The organism is Stenotrophomonas maltophilia group sp. P373, assembly GCF_053295075.1.
Window position 1 is genome coordinate 577,218 of sequence record NZ_CM129994.1, and the last position, 18,543, is coordinate 595,760.

Sequence of the window (18,543 nt, forward strand, 5' to 3'; positions counted from 1 at the left end):
GATGGAAACGACCCCCCCCCTGCGTCAAGCGGCGATGACGCCCGCAATCCTGCGCGTGACAGTCGCCCGTCTGCTCAACTGGCTGCCGTTACGGCCCGTGTCGCTGCTGGGAGATGAAGTGCCGGCTCTCGCACGCGCACTGCGGCGGGCGGGAGTCAACGTCACTACGGACGGCGACGGCAGCGCCGCAGCCGCCACTGTGCTTGTGATGGCGCACGCAAGCGCTTCCCCGGCTGCGGAGGTGCAACGGTTGCTCACAGGCGTTGCTGGACCGGTTTGTCTGGTAGTGCTGGGTGACGCAGCTGCCCAGATTGATCGCGCGACCTGGGAGCACGCGCTCATCAAGGCGGAGTGGCGCAAGCACCCGCTCAACGAGCGCGTCGCGCCTTACGGCGAACTCGACCGCGTTACCGGACTGTTGATGGTGTCGTTCGAGCGTGTTCCGGCACCGGCACTGGCTGTGTATCCGCTGAAAGCGCTTGAGGAAGAACGCGACCTGCACACCGATATGACGCGCGAGCCGGGCCGGCGATCGGATGCCCACATGACCCGCTACGCACAGGCGGCCCAGTTCATCAGACCGGGTGATCGTGTCATCGACGTGGCCTGCGGCCTTGGCTACGGTTCCTATCAGTTGGCCCACAACAGCGACGCTGCCTCGTTTACGGGTCTCGATGCCAGCGACTACGCGGTGGAGTATGCCAATCTGAATTTTGCGCCGGTGTCACCGACGCCGATGACGTTCGTCGTCGGTGATGCGCAGAACCTGTCGGGCATGGCCGACGCATCAGCTGATTTCGCCGTGTCTGTTGAGACGTTGGAACATCTTCCCGAACCCGACCGCCTGCTGGCCGAACTGCACCGCGTGCTGTCGCCACACGGACGAGTCTACGCAAGCGTTCCCAACGACTGGTCGGACGAAACCGGCGAAGACCCCAATCCGTTCCATTTCCATGTCTACGATTGGCCGCGTCTGATCGCCCAGTTTCAACGCAACGGATTTGTAATCGAGAAAGCCTGGCTGCAGGATGCAGGCGGTGGCCAGAAGCGGCATCTTTCGGCGCGCTCCATGCTGGAGATTGATCCGGCAGTGGGGCCGACCGGCGACGGCGAGTGGCTGCTGGTGCTGGCGCGAAAGGCCAGCGCCGCCGACCAGCCCTCAACGGATCCGCTTGCGCAGGCCAGGACATTGCTGGCCGACGGCCACCCCGAAGCGGCCCTGGCACTGCTCGATGCCGACTTGGATGGATCGGACTCCCTGCGCGATGCGCGAAAGCAGGCGCTTGCTGCTGTCATCCTGATGCTGCAGGGCCAGCGCGACGGTGCCCAGCAGCGCTGGCAACGCGTGCAGGCTGCCGCCCGTCAGGCGCTATCGTGTGCCGGGTCGGAGGCGGCGGCTGCCGGATTGCTTCATCTGGCCGCTACTCAGTGTGATGGAAGCCGAGGTGACCGGCCTGGTCATGCCTACCTGGTGCTGCGCCAACATGCCAGCGTGCTATCCGACCTGCTGGGCGCAGGCGATACGATGCTGGGCGACGGCGAGGATCGCGCGGTCGTGTCTGGACCTGCTGATGGTGCCGAGCAGATCAACATGGGCGCGCGCGAGGTACGTCAGCTGATCGATGCGAAGGCATGGCTGGACGGCAAGTACCACGAGCACATGCAACGCATCAGCGAGTTGGAGAGTCATACGGCAGAGTTGGAACTGGCCCGCCATTGGCTGGACGGGCAGTATCACGCGCTGAACGCAGAGATCCAACGGTTGAATCAGGCCCGCGGGCCGGACGTCGACGGCATTACGTGAGGCCTTGATGACCACGACTGACTTGCAAGAGGTCATGCGTCCAGCACTTCCGTCCCTGCTGGCAGGCGAGCTTGCCGAGTACTACCTGCAGGCAGTAGGGCCGTCGGACTGCGCACTGGTCGGCTCAGCCTTACAGCATCTGCTGCCGCCACTGCGTGCGGCGGGCTGCGCGGTCGCGCACCGGGACATGGCCCTTGCATTCGAGCGTCCAGAACGCGGCGTCATCGCCTGGGGCGAGACACTGGAACAGCGCCAGCAAGCACTGGCACTGGACGCGGCTGTTTTGATGCTAGTCGCACCTGGAGAGCTTCTCAATGAAGCCGCGTTATGGGTGGGTGAGGCAGCGGCTTCCGGCTGGCAGCGGCATACCGCTCAGTTTGCGTTACGAAGTGTCAGCCAAGAGCTCTGCGTGCTGTTGCTCGCCCGCGTCGGTGTCGATCAAGAATCAGACCAAACGCTGTTGCGCGCGTGTTACCACGGGCTGGCCTCCGCCTTGGTCCGCCCTGGCGACAGGGTGCTTGCCGCAGACGCGGCAGACCACAATCTCTGGCGAATCCTGCATCAGCAGGCGCGCTGCGGCTGGCTTGGCGTTGTCACTGACCAACCTGAGCCGTCGGACCTCGGGCCAGACGTTGCCTGGCTGCCGCGTGCGACATGGCAGCCTCAAGCTGCAGAAGCGGACGTGGTCGTCACTTGTCTTGGACACGACGGATCGGACTGGGCGCAGGAGCTCCACGACGTGCAGACAGCACTCGTGCGCAGTGGCCGTCTCGTAATCGCCGTGCCGCTGGAAGACGGACGTCATATTGGTGAGCGTGCCTTGATGCAGGCGCTGACCCAGCATGGGCTCCAGATTGACCGTGCTTGGTGGCAGAGCCTGTCTCGCCCGGTAGGCGTCAATCAGTTTCTGGAGGTGCTGCGTGATGACAGTGGACAGCTCCTGATCGATCCCGACTGCAAGGCGGTCGCCGATGCGCTGGTGCTGCTGGCGGTGAAGACCAAAGGGCCCGGCGTAACTCGCAGGTCGGACTGCCAGTTGCCAAATATCATCGCGTTTCAGCGTGACTACGTGGATGCTAGTGTGGTCAGGCTGATCGTGGCTGATGGTCTACGCATTCATTCGGCTCCCCTGCGCAGACAGTTGGCCCGACAGATCCTGGCCGACGCCCCAAGCGGGTCGGCGGACCATGGAGCCGCGCTGTGCGTTCTTCTGTACGATCCGGTGGCAGTTCAGAGCGATGACCGCAGACCCTTGCTTGACGCTGCTGCGCGCTACATCGAAGTCCCGGCGGATAACCCAACCGTACTCCGCTGGCAGGTTTCGCTCACATATGCGGCAGCCTCCGTGCATCACGCTGCGGGGGAGCTTGAGCAGGCTGCCGCGCTTTATCAGCGAGTGCTCGGTTTCGATGTGCTGGCTTTCAGTCCTTTGCTGGGAACCAAAACAACCGCGGCCGCTACGAGGCTGGGGTGGATTCGTTTCGGCCACGGCGATCTCGTCGGTGCCAAAAATGCCTGGGCACATGGGCTGAACGAAGTTCGCAGGTTGTCTGCGCAGCCAGACTGGAGTGCGGTCGTCGGTGATCCGCAGGCACCGGAAACATTCGCCATGCCTGAGTTTGCCGCTGTCATGGACGAGGCCGCCTGTCTTGCCGCGGCCTTGCGGTTGACCGCGGAGACACCGCTTCGACCTGGTCTGGCCTGGCAATGGGCGAATCGGTCATGGCGTGCGCAGTTGGTCGAACTACGAACCGAGCAGCAGCGCAGGCAGAAATGGCAAGAGCGTCTACAGGACGCGAAGGACTGGCTGGACGGGCAGTATCACAATCTAACCTCTGAGCTGGATCGAGTTACCGAAGAGAACAATAGGTACAGCCAGGATCTTGCAGGAGCAAAAGCGGCCTTCAGGTTGGCATCGCGGCGTGCCACAGTTGAGAAGATGGAGCTTCTGAACAGGATCGAGAGGCTTGAGGACGAGGTCAGACAATTGGATCTTGCTTACGGTCGTGTTGTGGACGCTGCACGCCGGCTCACCAACGCTGGCCAGTTCTTTGTGAGCATTAATCATCAGGCGCCCCTTCCTGGTGATGTCGCTGCAGAGGAAATGAACCGTCTGGCAACAGCGCTGGACCAAGTTCCGTTCAGAAGAATTGTGAGGATGTCTCTGCGTATGTTGTCGTACGTATTCGGTAGGAGATCGGTCAAGTGAGCTGCCAGTTGTCGGCGATCATTACGTTTCATCGAGAGGGCATCCTGGCTCACGCCACGCTGCGCAGCTACCTGCTCTCCAAAGAGCGGGCGCGCGAGGCTGGTGTGAACATGGAGCTTGTGCTGGTGCTAGACAATGCGGACGCCGAAACGACGCGTATCGTCTGTGGACATCCTGCTTTGGCGGGAAATGAACTGATAATTGAAACGACTGTCGGAGACTCTGCACTGGCGCGCAACGTGGGAGTCGACCGGTGCAGCGGTGCTTTTGTGTGCACTCTGGATGGAGATGACCTGATTAGTCGAGACTACTTCCAGCGGCACGTGGAATACTCCGCTGGTATGGCAGAGAACGCTGTCCTGCATCCGGAGATGGTTGTCAGTTTCGGGATGTACAACGCGTTTAATTGGCAGATCGATCAGCGTGGTCAGTATTACTCGCGTGAATCTTTGCTGCTGATCAATCCATGGATTAGTGCTGTTTTTGCACGGCGCAATGTGTTTAGTGAGATCCCTTATCTTGCCTGCTACCCGGGTACCACCGGTTTCGGCTATGAAGATTGGTACTGGAACTGCGAAACGACGGCGGCTGGCTATGAGCATCTGGTTGTTCCTGGAACTGCGTATTTCTACCGTCGGAAATTCTCCGGTTCCGTCAACGAGACGAGCAAAGCCCTGCAGGTCGTAATGCCGCCTAGCAAGCTCTTTGATTTCGAGGGGCTGTCGTGATCCGCCGTCTTATCCAGCTGATAGGCAAAGTCAGCTTTCGCCAGCTGTTGAGCAATCCTCGCTATGAGCTGGGGCGCATTCTCGGTTGGTTTGCGCGGCGCATGGGACGTGTGGCCGATGTGGCGACGCATGGAAATCCTCAGATGCCATCCTGGTTGGTTGAGGAAGCCGTGGCGTTGGCGCAGATCGAGCCTGAGTTGCTGAGTCCGCATGGAGACACCCTTCACTATCAGCACTACGGCATTCCTGTGATCCCCCGGCCGGGCGAGGTCTACAAGGAAGTAATGCAGGAGATCGGTCGAAAGGCCTACTCTCATGTGATGATAATTCCTTGGTTGGTGCCGGGAGGGGCGGATCGTGGCGCGCTCTACCATCTCAAGGCGTGGAGCGAATCGGTTTCTCCCGCGCAGATTCTGGTAATCACCACCGAGCCAAATCCCTCTCCTTGGGCAGATAAGCTCCCGTCCGGTGTCCGATTGGTTGAGTTCGGCCGCCTTGTGGGAGAGTTGAACTTCGACGTTCAAGTCCAGTTGATGATTCGATTGCTGATTCAGCTTAAGCCGGCTGTTATTCATAACATCAATTCACGCGTTGCTTGGCAGTCGATCAAGTTGGCTGGATTGGCGTTGCGCCAGCGATCAATGCTGTTTGCGTCGCTCTTCTGCGACGACTACAACTCAAGCATGGTGCCTGTTGGATACGCGAGAGCGTATCTTCGCGAGTGCTACAAGCACATCGAGACTGTCTTCTGTGACAACAGCGTATATCCGTCCATTTGGTCGCGTGAGCTCGGTGTGCCAATCAACTCCTTCACGGTTTTACCCTTCCCTTATGATCGTGAGTGGAGTGAGTCGAGCGCCACTCTTCAGTCGGTAGACCGCCCACGTGTTCTATGGGCAGGTCGTTTGGATCGACAGAAGAGGCCTGACGTGCTCGCCGCGATTGCATTGAGGTTGCCCAGTTTCCATTTCGATGTGCATGGCGTTGCGGTCATATCTGCGGGAGACCCAGCTGAGGAGCAGCTCAGAAAGCTCCCAAACGTCACCATGCATGGACCATTCAAAAGACTGGAAGATGTTGTTCGTCCAGATCACGTGGCATATCTACACACGTCGGCATGGGAGGGGGTGCCCACGATCCTCTTCGATGTGGCGGCTGCGGGGTTGCCAATCGTGGCCCCGGACGTCGGGGGGATACGCGATTTCGTCGATCGATCCTGGCTGGTCGAGGATTTCGAGGACGTCGCTACCTTCTCACGCAAGTTGACGGAACTGGCAACTTCGACAGAGCTGCGAGCTCAGCTGAGGCGTAGTCAGTATATGAGTCTTGCGCGGGACAGAAGCTGGATTGCGTTCACCTCCAGCCTTCATGGAATCAAGAATTACATGGGTGTTGCGTAGGGCGGGTTGCCCTACGCATCTGCGGATGGATAGTATTTTGCGATGAGGTTTCGCAGATAGGAGTCATTGAACTGAATGCCCAATTCACGTGCAACTGCTTGGCACAGTTCGCTTTCGATCGGGAACGCGAGGTGCTTTTCCATTGGGGCGTAAGATGCCTTCTTGCCTAGCACGTCCTCAAACACGTTCACGATTTCCTGCATTGTCACAGAGCGCGGTGCGGCAATTGATTCGGTCGCTCCAGGAGTTACCAAGCCACGACGAATGAGGGTAGTGGCAATGATTGCCACATCGTCGATGTCGATGAGATTCCTTTCCACCCCGATCCAAAGGTCAAACGGCTCTCCGGTGCGAATGCGATCAAACAGAAAGTTTGTCAGTGTGTTGGGATTGGTCGATTTTCCCACCACTTGGGGAAGTCTGAAGACAATGCCGTTGCTCTTGATGACGAGCCGTTCCATCTCTCGCTTGTGGGAAAAGTAGGGCGTAGCTGGTTGGTTTGGGTTGGCAACTGCGCAACTGCTGAAGTACACAGTTTGATGGCTGCCATTGAGCGCGGCGCGCAGCATGTCGCGCTCCCTTGCAAACTCGAACCCCCGATGCTCCGAGGAGTTCGAAACGCCAGACGCGAATACAAGGATGCTATCGTCAAGGGCAAAAGATGACGAGAATGCTTTGGCGAGAAGTCCGCTTCCGACGATCATGGATTCTGGCGCTTTTGCATGGAGGTGGCTGCTCGAGCGGTCAAAGGCATACGACAACCTCACCGTCAATATCAATCATGGAGTCCCTTGCCGGGAACGGTTGGCGATTCTCGCAGATCGCAGCGCGGTCTGGAGCGTTTCGGACATGAAGATCTAGGCCGGTCGCTTCATCAAACAGAGCGTCAACTGCCCATCCTACGGCCAAGGCGGATGTATTCATGTCCCCTTGAGCGATACCAGGTGCGAGCGGGTGATACCAATTGGCACCTGAGAGGGCGATTCTTCCAGATGCCTCCGGGAACTGTGCGGTTGACCGGAGGGCGATGGCCTGGGCCTGCGCCATATCCCATCGGTTCAAGCGTTGTTGATTGAGTAAAACAGTATTGCTGTGTGCGGCGAAAAGAAGTGCACTTACAGTAAAAAGCGCTCCCGCCAGGATTGAACGCCTCCTTCTGCCGTCCGCGCTGATGATCGAGGCAGTGCCTACGAGAACAAAAGCAAGCGAAACCAATGTACGGGGAACGGGCCACCACGTGCTGGAGAGACTCACAGGAACGAGCGTGATTGCAGTGCCAATTGAGAAAAAGTAAATCGCGAGAAAAGAGTTGCGGAGTTCCTTGCGCCCGAGTGGAATGACGAGCGCTGCAATTCCTGCAAGCAGCGTGAGCTTTGCCAATGGAGACGCAACTGTCTCCGAACGATAGAGCATCTGCGGAATCAGCGAAAGGATCTGAGCGCCGCGCTCAGGCACTTGAGCAATGCCAAGTAGTGACGCGCGGGCATCAGTCGAGAGGCTCAGTGCTTCCCGCAGCAAGGCTGATAATGCAGTATTCGCAACAATGAGGAGTGCTCCAGTTCCAGCTGCGGCAACCGTTCCCCAGGCTGCTGCCTTGAGGCAGGCGCCTGCTTCTATCTGAGAGCTTGCTGTCTCCTTCAGATGCATGTAAAGAATGGCGGACGCGCAGTAGCACACTGCCAGCTGGTTGAAGCCCATAGCGCCGGTGGCAGCGAGAAGTGCAATAGCCGCGTGCTTGAGCTGATTGCTACATCTGAACTGACGATAAGCGACTGATGAAAGCCACATCAATCCAAACATCATCCCCATCGGCAGTGCGGATTGCCGGAACGTCACGTACTCGCTGTAGTACGAGTGGGCGCCAAGCACCGCAGCCGCAGCTGCGGTAGTGAAGGCGCTGGTTCTGGCGTCTGGTGACAGAACGGAGGCGAAAAACAATCCGCTGAATACCATGGACGCGATCAAGGACACAACTGAGAAGCTCGCCATGTTGAGGCCACTTCCACGTAGCGCTGCTTCTATCAAAGCAGAGCCATAGCGTCCCTGGGAAATGAAGAATGAAATGTTCTCGCCGTCTTGCTGTGCACTGATGATGTGGTAATCGTCAAGAGCATAGCCGGGTGAAAACCCCAGGTACTTTGATACTACAAAAGCCACGACGTACGAAATTACGAACAGCGCGCGTCGATCCAAGCGAAATCGAGTGCCTTCTTCGAAATGCCCCCATGGAACCTGACTGCTCACGAGAATGCCTCATCCAGCGCCCCGTTGGCAGCTGCAAGTACATCATCCATCTCGTCTTCCAGGCCCAGCCACAACGGCATGCGTACAAGCCGCTCTGAAGTTTCGTCGGTTACCGTAAGGGTGCCATGGGTTCGGCCACATTCCATGCCGGCTGGAGAGGAGTGCAGCGGAATATAGTGGAAGACAGCCTGCACGCCACGCGATCGCAATCCATCAATAAAGCGAGTGCGGTGATGGAGACTGGGCAGCAGCATGTAATACATATGTGCGTTGTGAGTGCAGTGCTCAGGAACGACCGGGCGTCTTACTCGGCCAGAGGCTTCGTGTTTCTTTGCCCATTGATCGTAGGTGTCCCAGATCGCCAGCCGACGTTGGGTGATCTCCGTTGCGTCCTCCATCTGGCATGCCAGGAATGCCGCAGTGATCTCGCCAGGCAGGTATGAGGATCCCACCTCCACCCATGTGTATTTGTCTACCTGTCCGCGGAAAAAGCGGCTTCGGTTTGTCCCTTTTTCGCGAATGATCTCTGCCTCTTCAGCGAATCGATCATCGCGACAAAGCAGCGCGCCGCCTTCGCCCGAAATGATGTTCTTTGTCTCGTGGAAGCTGAATGCGCCGAGGTCACCGATGGTGCCAAGCGGGCGGCCCTTGTACATCGACATGATGGCCTGCGCAGCGTCCTCAACAACCGCCAGTCCGTGCCGCTGGGCAATATCCAGGATTTCATCCATCTCGCATGAAACACCCGCGTAATGGACGACGCAGATCGCTTTCGTACGAGGGGTGATGGCAGCCTCGATCAGGCTTTCGTCAATGTTCAAAGTGTCGGCGCGGATATCCACGAATACGGGAACGGCACCCCTCAGCGCAAATGCGCTTGCAGTCGAAACGAAAGTGAAGGAAGGTAGAATGACTTCGTCGCCCGGACGCAGTCGCAGAAGAAGGGCCGCCATTTCGAGGGCTGCAGTGCAGGAATGAGTCAGAAGCGCCGACTGCGCTCCAGTCTTCTCGCGCAGCCATGCATGACAGATTTTCGTGAACGGGCCGTCGCCGGACAGGTGCCCATTGGTATGGGCCTGCTCAATGGCACCAAGCTCCTTGCCCGTCATGAAGGGTCGATTGAAACGAATCATGGAAACACCTTGTAGCTGGGTGGATGGGCTTTCTAGCCTTGGCTGAGAATCAGCAGGCCGACGACAACTGTAGCCAAGCCCAGTGCCTTGGCAATTCCAAAGGATTCGCCAAAAAGAGGGACGGCCATGACACATACAAGTATGAAGTTCAGCGCCATGAATGGGTAAGCTTTGCTCAGCTCAAGTCGGGACACTGCCAGCATCCAGCAAAGCGAGGCCCCAAACGCCGCCACGAATGCAGATAGAACCCAAGGCTTCAGCAGCAACTGGATAACCGATGGAAGCTTGGCGAGTAGTCCGTTCGAAGCAGGTTGGAACAGGGCGGCTTGCCACTTGATGATCAGCTGGCCGTAGCTGGTCAGTATGACCGTCATCGCTACCATCAGCCATGGAAAGACCTGGCTCACTTCTGAATTCCTGAAACTGTGAGGCGTCGATCCACATGGTAGGTATCGTAGGCCTTGAACAACTGAAGGCCAGCCTTGATCCACTGGCGTTGCACGGTGTAATTCCAGATCTGAGTGGACACCGTCAACCTCGGGACACTGGCTTCAGAACAATGACGAATGATGGCCTGCAGCAAATTCCCGTACAGCCCCCGCCGCTCGAAATCCGGTCGAACCGCATTTAGGATGATTTCCATCTCATCCACCTTCGAATCGCAGCTGGCGAAACCAGCGACGACGCCTTCAGATTCTGCGACCCACGTAGCGCTGCCTTCGCGCGATCCGTCCAGAAGGTTCATCGCCCACTCGACATATCCGGAATGGACCAGTTCGGCCGGCAGAAGGGGATTTGCGGCATAGTGGGACCGATAGCCGTTGAAGCCATTTCTGGCGATCAGGGCAACCGCCTCGCTATCGTCCTCGCGTGCTCGCCGGACGTTAGCCGTCGTCGCCGGCTGTGTCAGCGCAGGCACGTCGATGCCGTAATAGACCAATGTGTCGGCGTGAATGACTGCATGCCCTTGGCGCGTCAGTGAAGTGGGGATGAGAGACTGGCCAGCAGGGACTCTGAAGATGATGAGGTCAGCGTCGCTTCGCGCAATCTCAAAGATGACATCTTCGGCAGCGTCGGTTGCGTCGAACAATCCTCGCGCCACTTTCACGCCGAAGCGCTTCGAGTCAAAGGCAGACTCGGTCAATGTTGAGGATGGAGTCATTTCTTCTGCTTCCGAGTGTCTTCCCACACGAGATATTGAGGACGTCCCTTGGACTCACTATGGACCTTCCCCAGGTAAAGGCCAAGCACGCCAATGCTGGCCATGATCAAGCCCCCTACCAGCCAGATCGATGCAACGACACTGGTAAAGCCAGCGACCCGGATGTCACCTGCGGTGTACCTATAAACGCTGAATGCGGCAATCGCAGCTGCCCCTGCGGCGATGATCAGCGCTGCGGTCATGACAAGCCTGAGTGGCTTGTCCGAAAAAGACAACGCAATCCTGGCCGCCATTTTGAGCAGTGCCCCGAACGTATAACCACTCTTGCCTTCGGTTCTCCGACCGTGGGAAACGACGATTTTCCGTGTGTTGAATCCCGTCCAGCGAACCAGCAATGGAAGGAAGCGGTCCGCTTCTGGCATGCGGTTCAAGGCATCAACAACCTTGCGGCTATAAACTCCAAAGTTAGCGGTGCTAGGGTCGTATTCTGTATCCGTCAACCAGCCCAGCGTGCGATAAAAGGCCAAGGAACCCTTGCGTTTCAGCCAGCCGTCCTGTCGCTCAGCGCGCTGCCCCAGTACGACCTCCACGTCACCCTGCAACGCGGCCAGCAACGGGGCAATCTCCTCCGGGATATCCTGAAGGTCACAGTCCATTACTACGACGTGGTGGCCGACGGCGTTGGCCAGGCCTGCGCTGATTGCTGCGTGTTGTCCGAAGTTTCTGGACAGGCGCAATCCGCGCACTTCCGAGCGAAGATTGGCAAGTTCCTCGATTCTAGGCCAGGCTTGATCGGGACTCTGGTCATCAACAAGGATGATTTCATAGGTGCGACCCTCCCGGTCGAGGGTCGCACCTACTCGGTCCACGAGTTCTTCAAGGCATCCCTTGCAGCCATATACGGGAACGACGACAGAAACGTCGAGAATAGTGTCGCTGACGAGATCCCTGCCGGATTCCATGTGCACTTTTGTCCAAGAGAGTTTGAAAATGATGCGATAAGGGTTAAAGCGCCGCTTCCAGCTCCGGCAGGATCGCAAACAGATCCCCCACCAACCCAATATCGGCAATCTCAAAGATCGGCGAATCCGGATCCTTGTTGATCGCCACGATCGTGCCGGCGTCCTTGATGCCGGTCAGGTGCTGGATCGCACCGCTGATGCCCACCGCCACATACAGCTCCGGGGCGATGATCTTGCCGGTCTGGCCCACCTGCAGGTCGCTGGGCACGTAGCCGGCATCGACCGCGGCACGCGAGGCACCGACGGCGGCACCGAGCTTGTCGGCCAGCTGGAAGATCACCTTGAAGTTCTCTTCCGAACCGACGCCGCGGCCACCGGAGACCACGCGCTTGGCGCTCTGCAGGTCCGGGCGGTCGCTGGCACCCGCGGCGAGGCCGACGAAGCGGGTGTGGGTCGGCAGGGCAGCATCGACGTTGGCTGCTTCGATGGCGGCGCTACCGCCCTGGGCGGCTTCCGGCCACGAGGCGGCACGCACGGTGGCGACCACGATCTGGTCGGCCGGAACTTCCACGGTGATGATCGCGTTGCCGGCGTAGATCGGGCGCTTGAAGGTGTGGCTGCCTTCAACGCTCATCAGGTCGGAGACCTGGTTGACGCCGAGCAGGGCGGCCACGCACGGCATCAGGTCCTTGCCGAAGGTGGTCGACGGGCCGAACACGTGGGTGTAGCCCTTGGCCAGCTGCGCGATCTGCGGCGCCAGCACCTGCGCGATGGGCTGCGCGTTGGCAGCGTTGGCCACGGTCAGGACCTTGGCGACGCCGGTGATCTTCGCGGCCTCGGCGGCAACGGCGGCCGGGTCGGCGGCCAGCACCAGCACGTCGATGCTGGCACCGCCGATGGCGGCAGCAGCGCTGACGGTCTTGGCGGTGGCGGCGTTGAGCTTGCCGTCGTGGTGTTCGGCGATGACGAGAATCTTGCTCATTACAGCAGCCCCTTCTGCTTGAGTGCGGCCACCAGTTCGGCCGCGTCCTTGACCATCACACCCTTGCTGCGCTTGGACGGTGCGGCGTACTGGGTGGTCTTGAAGGTGTCGGCGGCTTCAACGCCGAGGTCGGCCAGCTGCAGGGTCTCCAGCGGCTTGGCCTTGGCCTTCATGATGTCCGGCAGCTTGATGAAGCGCGGCTCGTTCAGGCGCAGGTCGGTGGTGACCACCGCCGGCAGATCGACTTCCAGCGTTTCCAGGCCGGCGTCGACTTCGCGGGTCACCGTGGCCTTGCCGTCGGCAATGTCCAGCTTGCTGGCGAAGGTCGCCTGCGGGCGGCCCCACAGCGTGGCCAGCATCTGGCCGGTCTGGTTGGCGTCGTCGTCGATGGCCTGCTTGCCGAGGATCACCAGGTCCGGCTGTTCCTTCTCGATCAGCTTGAGCAGGGTCCGTGCGGCGGTCAGCGGCTGGATGGCCTGGTCGGTGACCACATGGATGGCGCGGTTGGCGCCCATGGCCAGGCCGTTGCGCAGGTGCGCCTGGGCATCGGCCGGAGCAATGGTGGCGACCACGACTTCGCTGGCGATGCCCTTGTCGCGCAGGCGCAGCGCTTCTTCCAGGGCGATTTCATCGAAGGGGTTGGGGGACAGCTTGACGCCGTCGGTGACCACGCCGGAACCGTCCGGCTTGACCTGAATGCGGACGTTGTAGTCCACCACGCGCTTGTACGCGACGAGGATTTTCATCTGGTACGGGGTCCTTCAATAACGGGGAGAACGTCCGGTCCTCGCACAGCAACCGGTTCGGGGGTGGGATCCCGATTCTAGCTGGCTTGAGGGGACCATGCGAATGCGTATGGTTATGCTGCGCTGCGGCATGGCTCGCGTGAATCCAGTGCGTCGTTCACGTCACGCAGGCAGTCGTGAAGACGAACCACATGTATCCTGTGCTGCTGTGCTGGGGTGCTTCATGGCGCCCCTTGGATGAATTTCGATCAGGAGAACAGGTAGTGCCCACATGGCTTGTCACCGGCGGTGCCGGATTCATTGGCGGTAACTTCGTTCTCGAGGCTGTCGCACGTGGCGTCAAGGTCATCAATCTCGACGCCCTGACCTATGCCGGCAACCTGAAGACCCTGTCCAGCCTGGACGGCAACCCGAACCATGTGTTCGTGCAGGGTGACATCGGCGACAGCGCCCTGGTCACCCGCCTGCTGGCCGAACACCAGCCGGACGCGGTGCTCAATTTCGCCGCCGAGAGCCACGTCGACCGTTCCATCGATGGCCCGGGTGCGTTCATCCAGACCAATGTAGTGGGGACCTTGGGCCTGCTGGAAGCCGTGCGTGATTACTGGAAGGCGTTGCCGGCCGAGCAGGGCGCGGCCTTCCGCTTCCTGCACGTGTCCACCGACGAGGTGTACGGCACCCTGGGCGAGACCGGCAAGTTCAGCGAAACCACGCCGTACGCCCCGAATTCCCCGTATTCGGCGTCGAAGGCCGCTTCGGACCACCTGGTGCGTGCCTTCCACCACACCTACGGGCTGCCGGTGCTGACCACCAACTGCTCCAACAACTACGGCCCGTATCACTTCCCGGAGAAGCTGATCCCGCTGGTGATCGCCAAGGCGCTGGCCGGCGAGCCGCTGCCGGTGTACGGCGATGGCAAGCAGGTGCGCGACTGGCTGTTCGTTTCCGACCACTGTGAGGCGATCCGCACCGTGCTGGCCAAGGGCAAGGTCGGCGAGACCTACAACGTCGGCGGCAATTCGGAAAAGCAGAACATCGAAGTGGTGCAGGCGATCTGCGCCCTGCTGGACCAGCGCCGCCCGCGCGCGGATGGCCAGCCGCGCAGCAGCCAGATCACCTATGTCACCGACCGCCCCGGCCATGATCGCCGCTATGCGATCGATGCGTCCAAGCTGAAGAACGATCTGGGCTGGGAACCGGCCTACACCTTCGAGCAGGGCATCGCCTTTACCGTCGACTGGTACCTGGACAACCAGGACTGGGTCAACGGCGTGCTGGACGGCAGCTACCGTCTGCAGCGCATCGGCACTGCGGCCTGAACCCTGGAGACGACATGACGCAGCGTAAAGGCATCATCCTCGCCGGCGGCTCCGGCACCCGGCTGTATCCGATCACCAAGGGCGTCAGCAAGCAGCTGCTGCCGGTGTACGACAAGCCGATGATCTACTACCCGCTCAGCGTGCTGATGCTGGCGGGCATCCGCGAAGTTCTGATCATCAACACCCCGCACGAGCAGGCGCTGTTCCAGCAGCTGCTGGGCGACGGCTCGCAGTGGGGTATGGACATCCAGTACGCGGTGCAGCCGAGTCCGGACGGCCTGGCCCAGGCCTACCTGATCGGCCGCGACTTCGTCGCCGGCAAGCCGAGCTGCCTGGTGCTGGGCGACAACATCTTCCACGGCCACGGCCTGCGCGAAGTGCTCAAGCGCGCCGATGAGCGCGTGGAAGGCTCCACGGTGTTCGGTTACTGGGTCAATGACCCGGAGCGCTATGGCGTGGCCGAGTTCGACAAGAGTGGCAAGGTCATCGACCTGGTCGAGAAGCCGGAGAAACCGCGCTCGAACTACGCAGTGACCGGCCTGTACTTCTACGACGGCAATGCCAGCGCGCATGCGGCCGAGCTCAAGCCGTCGCCGCGTGGTGAGCTGGAAATCACCGATCTCAACAAGCGCTACCTGGCCGAAGGCAACCTGCATCTGGAAGCGCTGGGCCGTGGCTACGCCTGGCTGGACACCGGTACCCATCAGTCGCTGCTGGAGGCGTCCAACTTCATCGAGACCATCCAGACCCGCCAGGGCCTGCAGGTCTGCTGCCCGGAAGAAATCGCGTTCGGCAAGGGCTGGATCAGTGCCGAGCAGCTGGAAGCACTGGCTGCGCCGCTGATCAAGAATGGCTACGGCCAGTATTTGCACACGCTGGCCCAGCGCGGAGTGGTTCCGTGAGAGTGATCGAGACGTCACTGCCGGGGTGCCGGGTCATCGAGCCGGCGGTGTTCGGCGATGAACGCGGTTTTTTCTTTGAAACCTGGAATGCGGAGCGCTTCCAGGAACAGGGATTGCCAGGCAATTTCGTACAGAGCAATGTCTCATCCTCCGCGCGCGGCGTATTACGAGGGCTGCATTACCAGTGGCCGCATCCGCAGGGCAAGCTGGTGACCGTGCTGGAGGGCGAGGTCTACGACGTCGCCGTGGATATCCGCCGCGGCTCGCCGACCTTCGGGCGTTGGGAAGCGGTGGTACTGAGCGCTGAGAACAGGCGGCAGTTCTGGATTCCGGAAGGCTTCGCCCACGGATTCGCCGTGCTGTCCGAGCGCGCTCTGTTCAGCTATCTGTGCACGGATGTCTACGTCAAGGAAGCCGATGCGGGTATCCGCTGGAACGACGCTGACATCGCCGTGGACTGGCCGGTCAGTGCACCGACCTTGTCGGCCAAGGACGAGAACGCGCCATTCCTGAAGGACGTTGCTGAAGACCGCCTGCCGGTCTACGTGCCATGACCGTGCTGGTGTTCGGTGGCAACGGCCAGGTCGGCCAGGAGCTGCTGCGCGCGCTGGCCCCGCTGGGGGCAGTGGTTGCCACCACCCGTAGCGGCCAGCTGCCCGACGGCAGCGCCTGCGAAACCGCCGATTTCGGCCAGCCCGACAACCTGCCGGCACTGCTGGACCGCGTGCAGCCCTCGCTGGTGGTCAATGCGGCCGCTTACACCGCCGTTGACCGCGCAGAGCAGGACGCTGATGCGGCCTTCGCCGCCAACGCGCAGGCGCCGGGCATGATCGCGCGCTGGTGCGCGGCCCACGGCGTGCCGTTCGTGCACTATTCGACCGACTACGTGTTCGATGGCCAGGGCAGCGCGCCCTACCGCGAGGACGAGCCGACTGCACCGTTGGGCGTGTATGGCACCAGCAAGCGCGACGGCGAGGATGCCGTGCGTGCCGCAGGCGGGCGCCACCTGATCTTCCGCACGGCATGGGTGTATGCATCGCATGGCGCGAACTTCCTGCGCACCATGCTGCGCGTGGGCGCCGAGCGCGATGCGTTGCGGGTGGTGGCCGACCAGGTCGGTACGCCGACGCCGGCCGCGCTGATCGCCGATGTCACCTTGCAGGCGTTGCAGCATCCAGGGCAGCTGTCCGGGACCTGGCACCTGACCGCCAGCGGCCAGACCAGCTGGCATGGGTTTGCCGAGGCGATCTTCGCCGAAGCGTTGGCCACTGGCGTGTTGGCCAAGGTGCCGACGGTCGAGGCGATTCCCAGCTCCGAGTATCCGACCCCGGCCAAGCGTCCGGCCTGGTCGGTGCTGGACAACCGCAAGCTGCAGCAGGATTTCGGCATCGTGCTGCCAACCTGGCAGGACGGCCTGAAGCGGGTGATGGCGGAGCTGGCCTTATGGCCGTAGCGCCGGGCCATGCCCGGCGACGCAGCGCGGCCGGGCCGATCAGGAACGGGTCAGAGCCCGCTGTGCAGCAACCGGATCCGACCCCGGGCAAACCTCAACTGCGCCCGTAGGTATCCTCGAAGCGCACGATGTCATCCTCGCCGAGGTAGCTGCCGGACTGCACTTCGATCAGTTGCAGCGGCAGCTTGCCCGGGTTGCGCAGGCGGTGGGTCACGCCCAGCGGAATGTAGGTGCTCTGGTTCTCGCTGAGCAGGATCACTTCATCGCCACGGGTCACCTCGGCGGTGCCGCTGACCACGATCCAGTGCTCGGCGCGATGGTGGTGCATCTGCAGGCTGAGCGTGCCACCGGGCTTGACCGTGATGCGCTTTACCTGGAAGCGCTCGCCGTTGTCGATCGAATCGTAGGCGCCCCACGGGCGATAGACCTTGCGGTGCCAGGTGGCCTCGCTGCGGCCTTCGGCCTTCAGCTGCGCAACCACGGTCTTGACCTCCTGCATGCGGTCGGCCTTGCCCACCAGCACCGCATCGTCGGTCTCGACCACGATCACGTCATCGAGGCCGACCATGGCCACCAGGCGCTGGCCGTAGGCATAGGTATTGCGGCAGTCGATGGCGATCACGTCGCCCTGGTGGGCATTGCCATCGCCGTCCTGCTGCGAGACATCGCGCAGCGCAGTCCACGAACCGACATCGTTCCAGCCCGCATCCAGTGGAATCACCACCGCATCGGCGGTCTTCTCCATCACCGCGTAGTCGATCGAATCGGACGGAACGGCAGTGAAGGCGTCCTTGTCCAGGCGGGTGAAGTCGGCGTCGCGGCGGGCCTGCTGCCAGGCCTGGCGGCTGCCAGCCAGCATCGCGGGCTGGAAGCGTTCCAGCTCCTGCAGGTAGCGCGAGGCCTTGAACAGGAACATGCCACTGTTCCAGTAATACTGGCCGCTGCTGACATAGCCGGTCGCGGTATCCAGGTCGGGCTTCTCGACGAAGCGCTCGACCGCACGCAGGCCCTGGCCATCGGCGGCCTTGATGTAGCCGTAGCCGGTTTCCGGTCCGGTCGGCACGATGCCGAAGGTGACCAGCTTGCCGGCCTCGGCAGCGCCGGCTGCCGCCTGCACGGCGCTGCGAAATGCGGTCTCGTTGGTGATCACGTGGTCGGACGGCAGCACCAGCAGCAGGGCGTCGGCACCGTCGCGGGTGGCTTCCAGCGCGGCCACTGCGATCGCAGGGGCCGTGTTGCGACCGATCGGCTCGAGGATGATCGCGGCCGGCTCGGCCCCAACCTGCTGCAGCTGCTCGGCGGCGACGAAGCGATGCTCTTCGTTGGCGATCACCAGCGGTCCGCGCGCGGCGATCGGCGCCACGCGCTTCCAGGTGGCCTGCAGCATCGTCAGTTCGCCCGCCAAGGGCAGGAACTGCTTCGGATACGCCTCGCGCGAAAGCGGCCACAGGCGGGTACCGGATCCACCGGACAGGATGACGGGCTGGATGCTGCTCATG

At 61.1% G+C, this 18,543-nt stretch carries 17 protein-coding genes; 8 read left to right on the top strand and 9 right to left on the bottom strand.

Features of this window, described 5'->3' with window-relative positions:
- Position 1: 1 nt before the first annotated feature.
- Genes ACSYHF_RS02660 through ACSYHF_RS02675 form a run of 4 tightly spaced genes read left to right on the top strand, consistent with a single transcriptional unit; the run spans position 2 to position 6,141 of the window.
- A complete protein-coding gene (locus tag ACSYHF_RS02660) occupies positions 2-1,804 on the top strand; it encodes a class I SAM-dependent methyltransferase (protein ID WP_447576064.1) in 1,803 nt (600 codons plus the stop codon).
- Between the two features lie 7 nt (positions 1,805-1,811).
- Positions 1,812-4,013, top strand: a complete 2,202-nt coding sequence (locus ACSYHF_RS02665) for a hypothetical protein (RefSeq protein ID WP_329916033.1) — start codon at positions 1,812-1,814, stop codon at positions 4,011-4,013.
- A gap of 8 nt (positions 4,014-4,021) precedes the next feature.
- Positions 4,022-4,741 (top strand): glycosyltransferase, encoded by a 720-nt coding sequence (locus ACSYHF_RS02670; protein ID WP_329916034.1) that lies wholly within the window; start codon positions 4,022-4,024, stop codon positions 4,739-4,741.
- Positions 4,738-6,141 carry a glycosyltransferase family 4 protein gene (locus tag ACSYHF_RS02675; RefSeq protein WP_329916035.1) on the top strand — a complete coding sequence of 468 codons (1,404 nt, stop codon included), beginning with the start codon at positions 4,738-4,740 and terminating at the stop codon, positions 6,139-6,141. The genes ACSYHF_RS02670 and ACSYHF_RS02675 overlap by 4 nt, the downstream gene beginning before the upstream one ends.
- An 11-nt stretch (positions 6,142-6,152) precedes the next feature.
- Here the strand turns inward: ACSYHF_RS02675 and ACSYHF_RS02680 are convergent, their stop codons facing one another.
- From ACSYHF_RS02680 to ACSYHF_RS02715, 8 genes are read right to left on the bottom strand one after another with little or no spacing between them, the layout of a single operon-like run.
- Positions 6,153-6,908, bottom strand: coding sequence for an NAD-dependent epimerase/dehydratase family protein (locus tag ACSYHF_RS02680; RefSeq protein ID WP_329916036.1), 756 nt, complete (start codon positions 6,906-6,908; stop codon positions 6,153-6,155).
- Entirely contained in the window at positions 6,886-8,385 is a 1,500-nt protein-coding gene (locus ACSYHF_RS02685; RefSeq protein ID WP_329916037.1) for a hypothetical protein, read from the bottom strand. The genes ACSYHF_RS02680 and ACSYHF_RS02685 overlap by 23 nt, the downstream gene beginning before the upstream one ends.
- The gene (gene rffA, locus ACSYHF_RS02690) at positions 8,382-9,518 is read right to left on the bottom strand and encodes a dTDP-4-amino-4,6-dideoxygalactose transaminase (protein ID WP_329916038.1); all 1,137 of its coding nucleotides are present in this window, start codon (positions 9,516-9,518) and stop codon (positions 8,382-8,384) included. The genes ACSYHF_RS02685 and rffA overlap by 4 nt, the downstream gene beginning before the upstream one ends.
- Positions 9,519-9,550: 32 nt before the next feature.
- A complete protein-coding gene (locus ACSYHF_RS02695) occupies positions 9,551-9,925 on the bottom strand; it encodes a hypothetical protein (protein WP_329916039.1) in 375 nt (124 codons plus the stop codon).
- Entirely contained in the window at positions 9,922-10,680 is a 759-nt protein-coding gene (locus ACSYHF_RS02700; protein ID WP_329916040.1) for a GNAT family N-acetyltransferase, read from the bottom strand. The genes ACSYHF_RS02695 and ACSYHF_RS02700 overlap by 4 nt, the downstream gene beginning before the upstream one ends.
- Positions 10,677-11,642, bottom strand: a complete 966-nt coding sequence (locus ACSYHF_RS02705; protein ID WP_329916041.1) for a glycosyltransferase family 2 protein — start codon at positions 11,640-11,642, stop codon at positions 10,677-10,679. The genes ACSYHF_RS02700 and ACSYHF_RS02705 overlap by 4 nt, the downstream gene beginning before the upstream one ends.
- A gap of 43 nt (positions 11,643-11,685) precedes the next feature.
- Positions 11,686-12,624: an electron transfer flavoprotein subunit alpha/FixB family protein gene (locus tag ACSYHF_RS02710; RefSeq protein ID WP_329916042.1), complete on the bottom strand. Its 939-nt coding sequence runs from the start codon at positions 12,622-12,624 to the stop codon at positions 11,686-11,688.
- A complete protein-coding gene (locus ACSYHF_RS02715) occupies positions 12,624-13,370 on the bottom strand; it encodes an electron transfer flavoprotein subunit beta/FixA family protein (RefSeq protein WP_005415186.1) in 747 nt (248 codons plus the stop codon). Before ACSYHF_RS02715 ends, ACSYHF_RS02710 begins: the two co-directional genes overlap by 1 nt.
- Before the next feature lie 263 nt (positions 13,371-13,633).
- On the opposite strand from ACSYHF_RS02715, the gene rfbB reads away from it, so the two are divergent.
- Genes rfbB through rfbD form a run of 4 tightly spaced genes read left to right on the top strand, consistent with a single transcriptional unit; the run spans position 13,634 to position 17,044 of the window.
- On the top strand, positions 13,634-14,689 hold the full coding sequence (gene rfbB, locus ACSYHF_RS02720) for a dTDP-glucose 4,6-dehydratase (RefSeq protein ID WP_005415187.1): 1,056 nt from the start codon (positions 13,634-13,636) through the stop codon (positions 14,687-14,689).
- A 14-nt stretch (positions 14,690-14,703) separates the two neighbouring features.
- Positions 14,704-15,591, top strand: coding sequence for a glucose-1-phosphate thymidylyltransferase RfbA (gene rfbA / locus ACSYHF_RS02725; RefSeq protein ID WP_049416861.1), 888 nt, complete (start codon positions 14,704-14,706; stop codon positions 15,589-15,591).
- On the top strand, positions 15,588-16,145 hold the full coding sequence (gene rfbC / locus ACSYHF_RS02730; protein ID WP_099486271.1) for a dTDP-4-dehydrorhamnose 3,5-epimerase: 558 nt from the start codon (positions 15,588-15,590) through the stop codon (positions 16,143-16,145). Before rfbA ends, rfbC begins: the two co-directional genes overlap by 4 nt.
- A complete protein-coding gene (gene rfbD, locus ACSYHF_RS02735) occupies positions 16,142-17,044 on the top strand; it encodes a dTDP-4-dehydrorhamnose reductase (protein WP_447576065.1) in 903 nt (300 codons plus the stop codon). The genes rfbC and rfbD overlap by 4 nt, the downstream gene beginning before the upstream one ends.
- A gap of 94 nt (positions 17,045-17,138) precedes the next feature.
- Here the strand turns inward: rfbD and ACSYHF_RS02740 are convergent, their stop codons facing one another.
- Positions 17,139-18,542: a mannose-1-phosphate guanylyltransferase/mannose-6-phosphate isomerase gene (locus ACSYHF_RS02740; RefSeq protein WP_329916044.1), complete on the bottom strand. Its 1,404-nt coding sequence runs from the start codon at positions 18,540-18,542 to the stop codon at positions 17,139-17,141.
- Position 18,543: the final 1 nt, after the last annotated feature.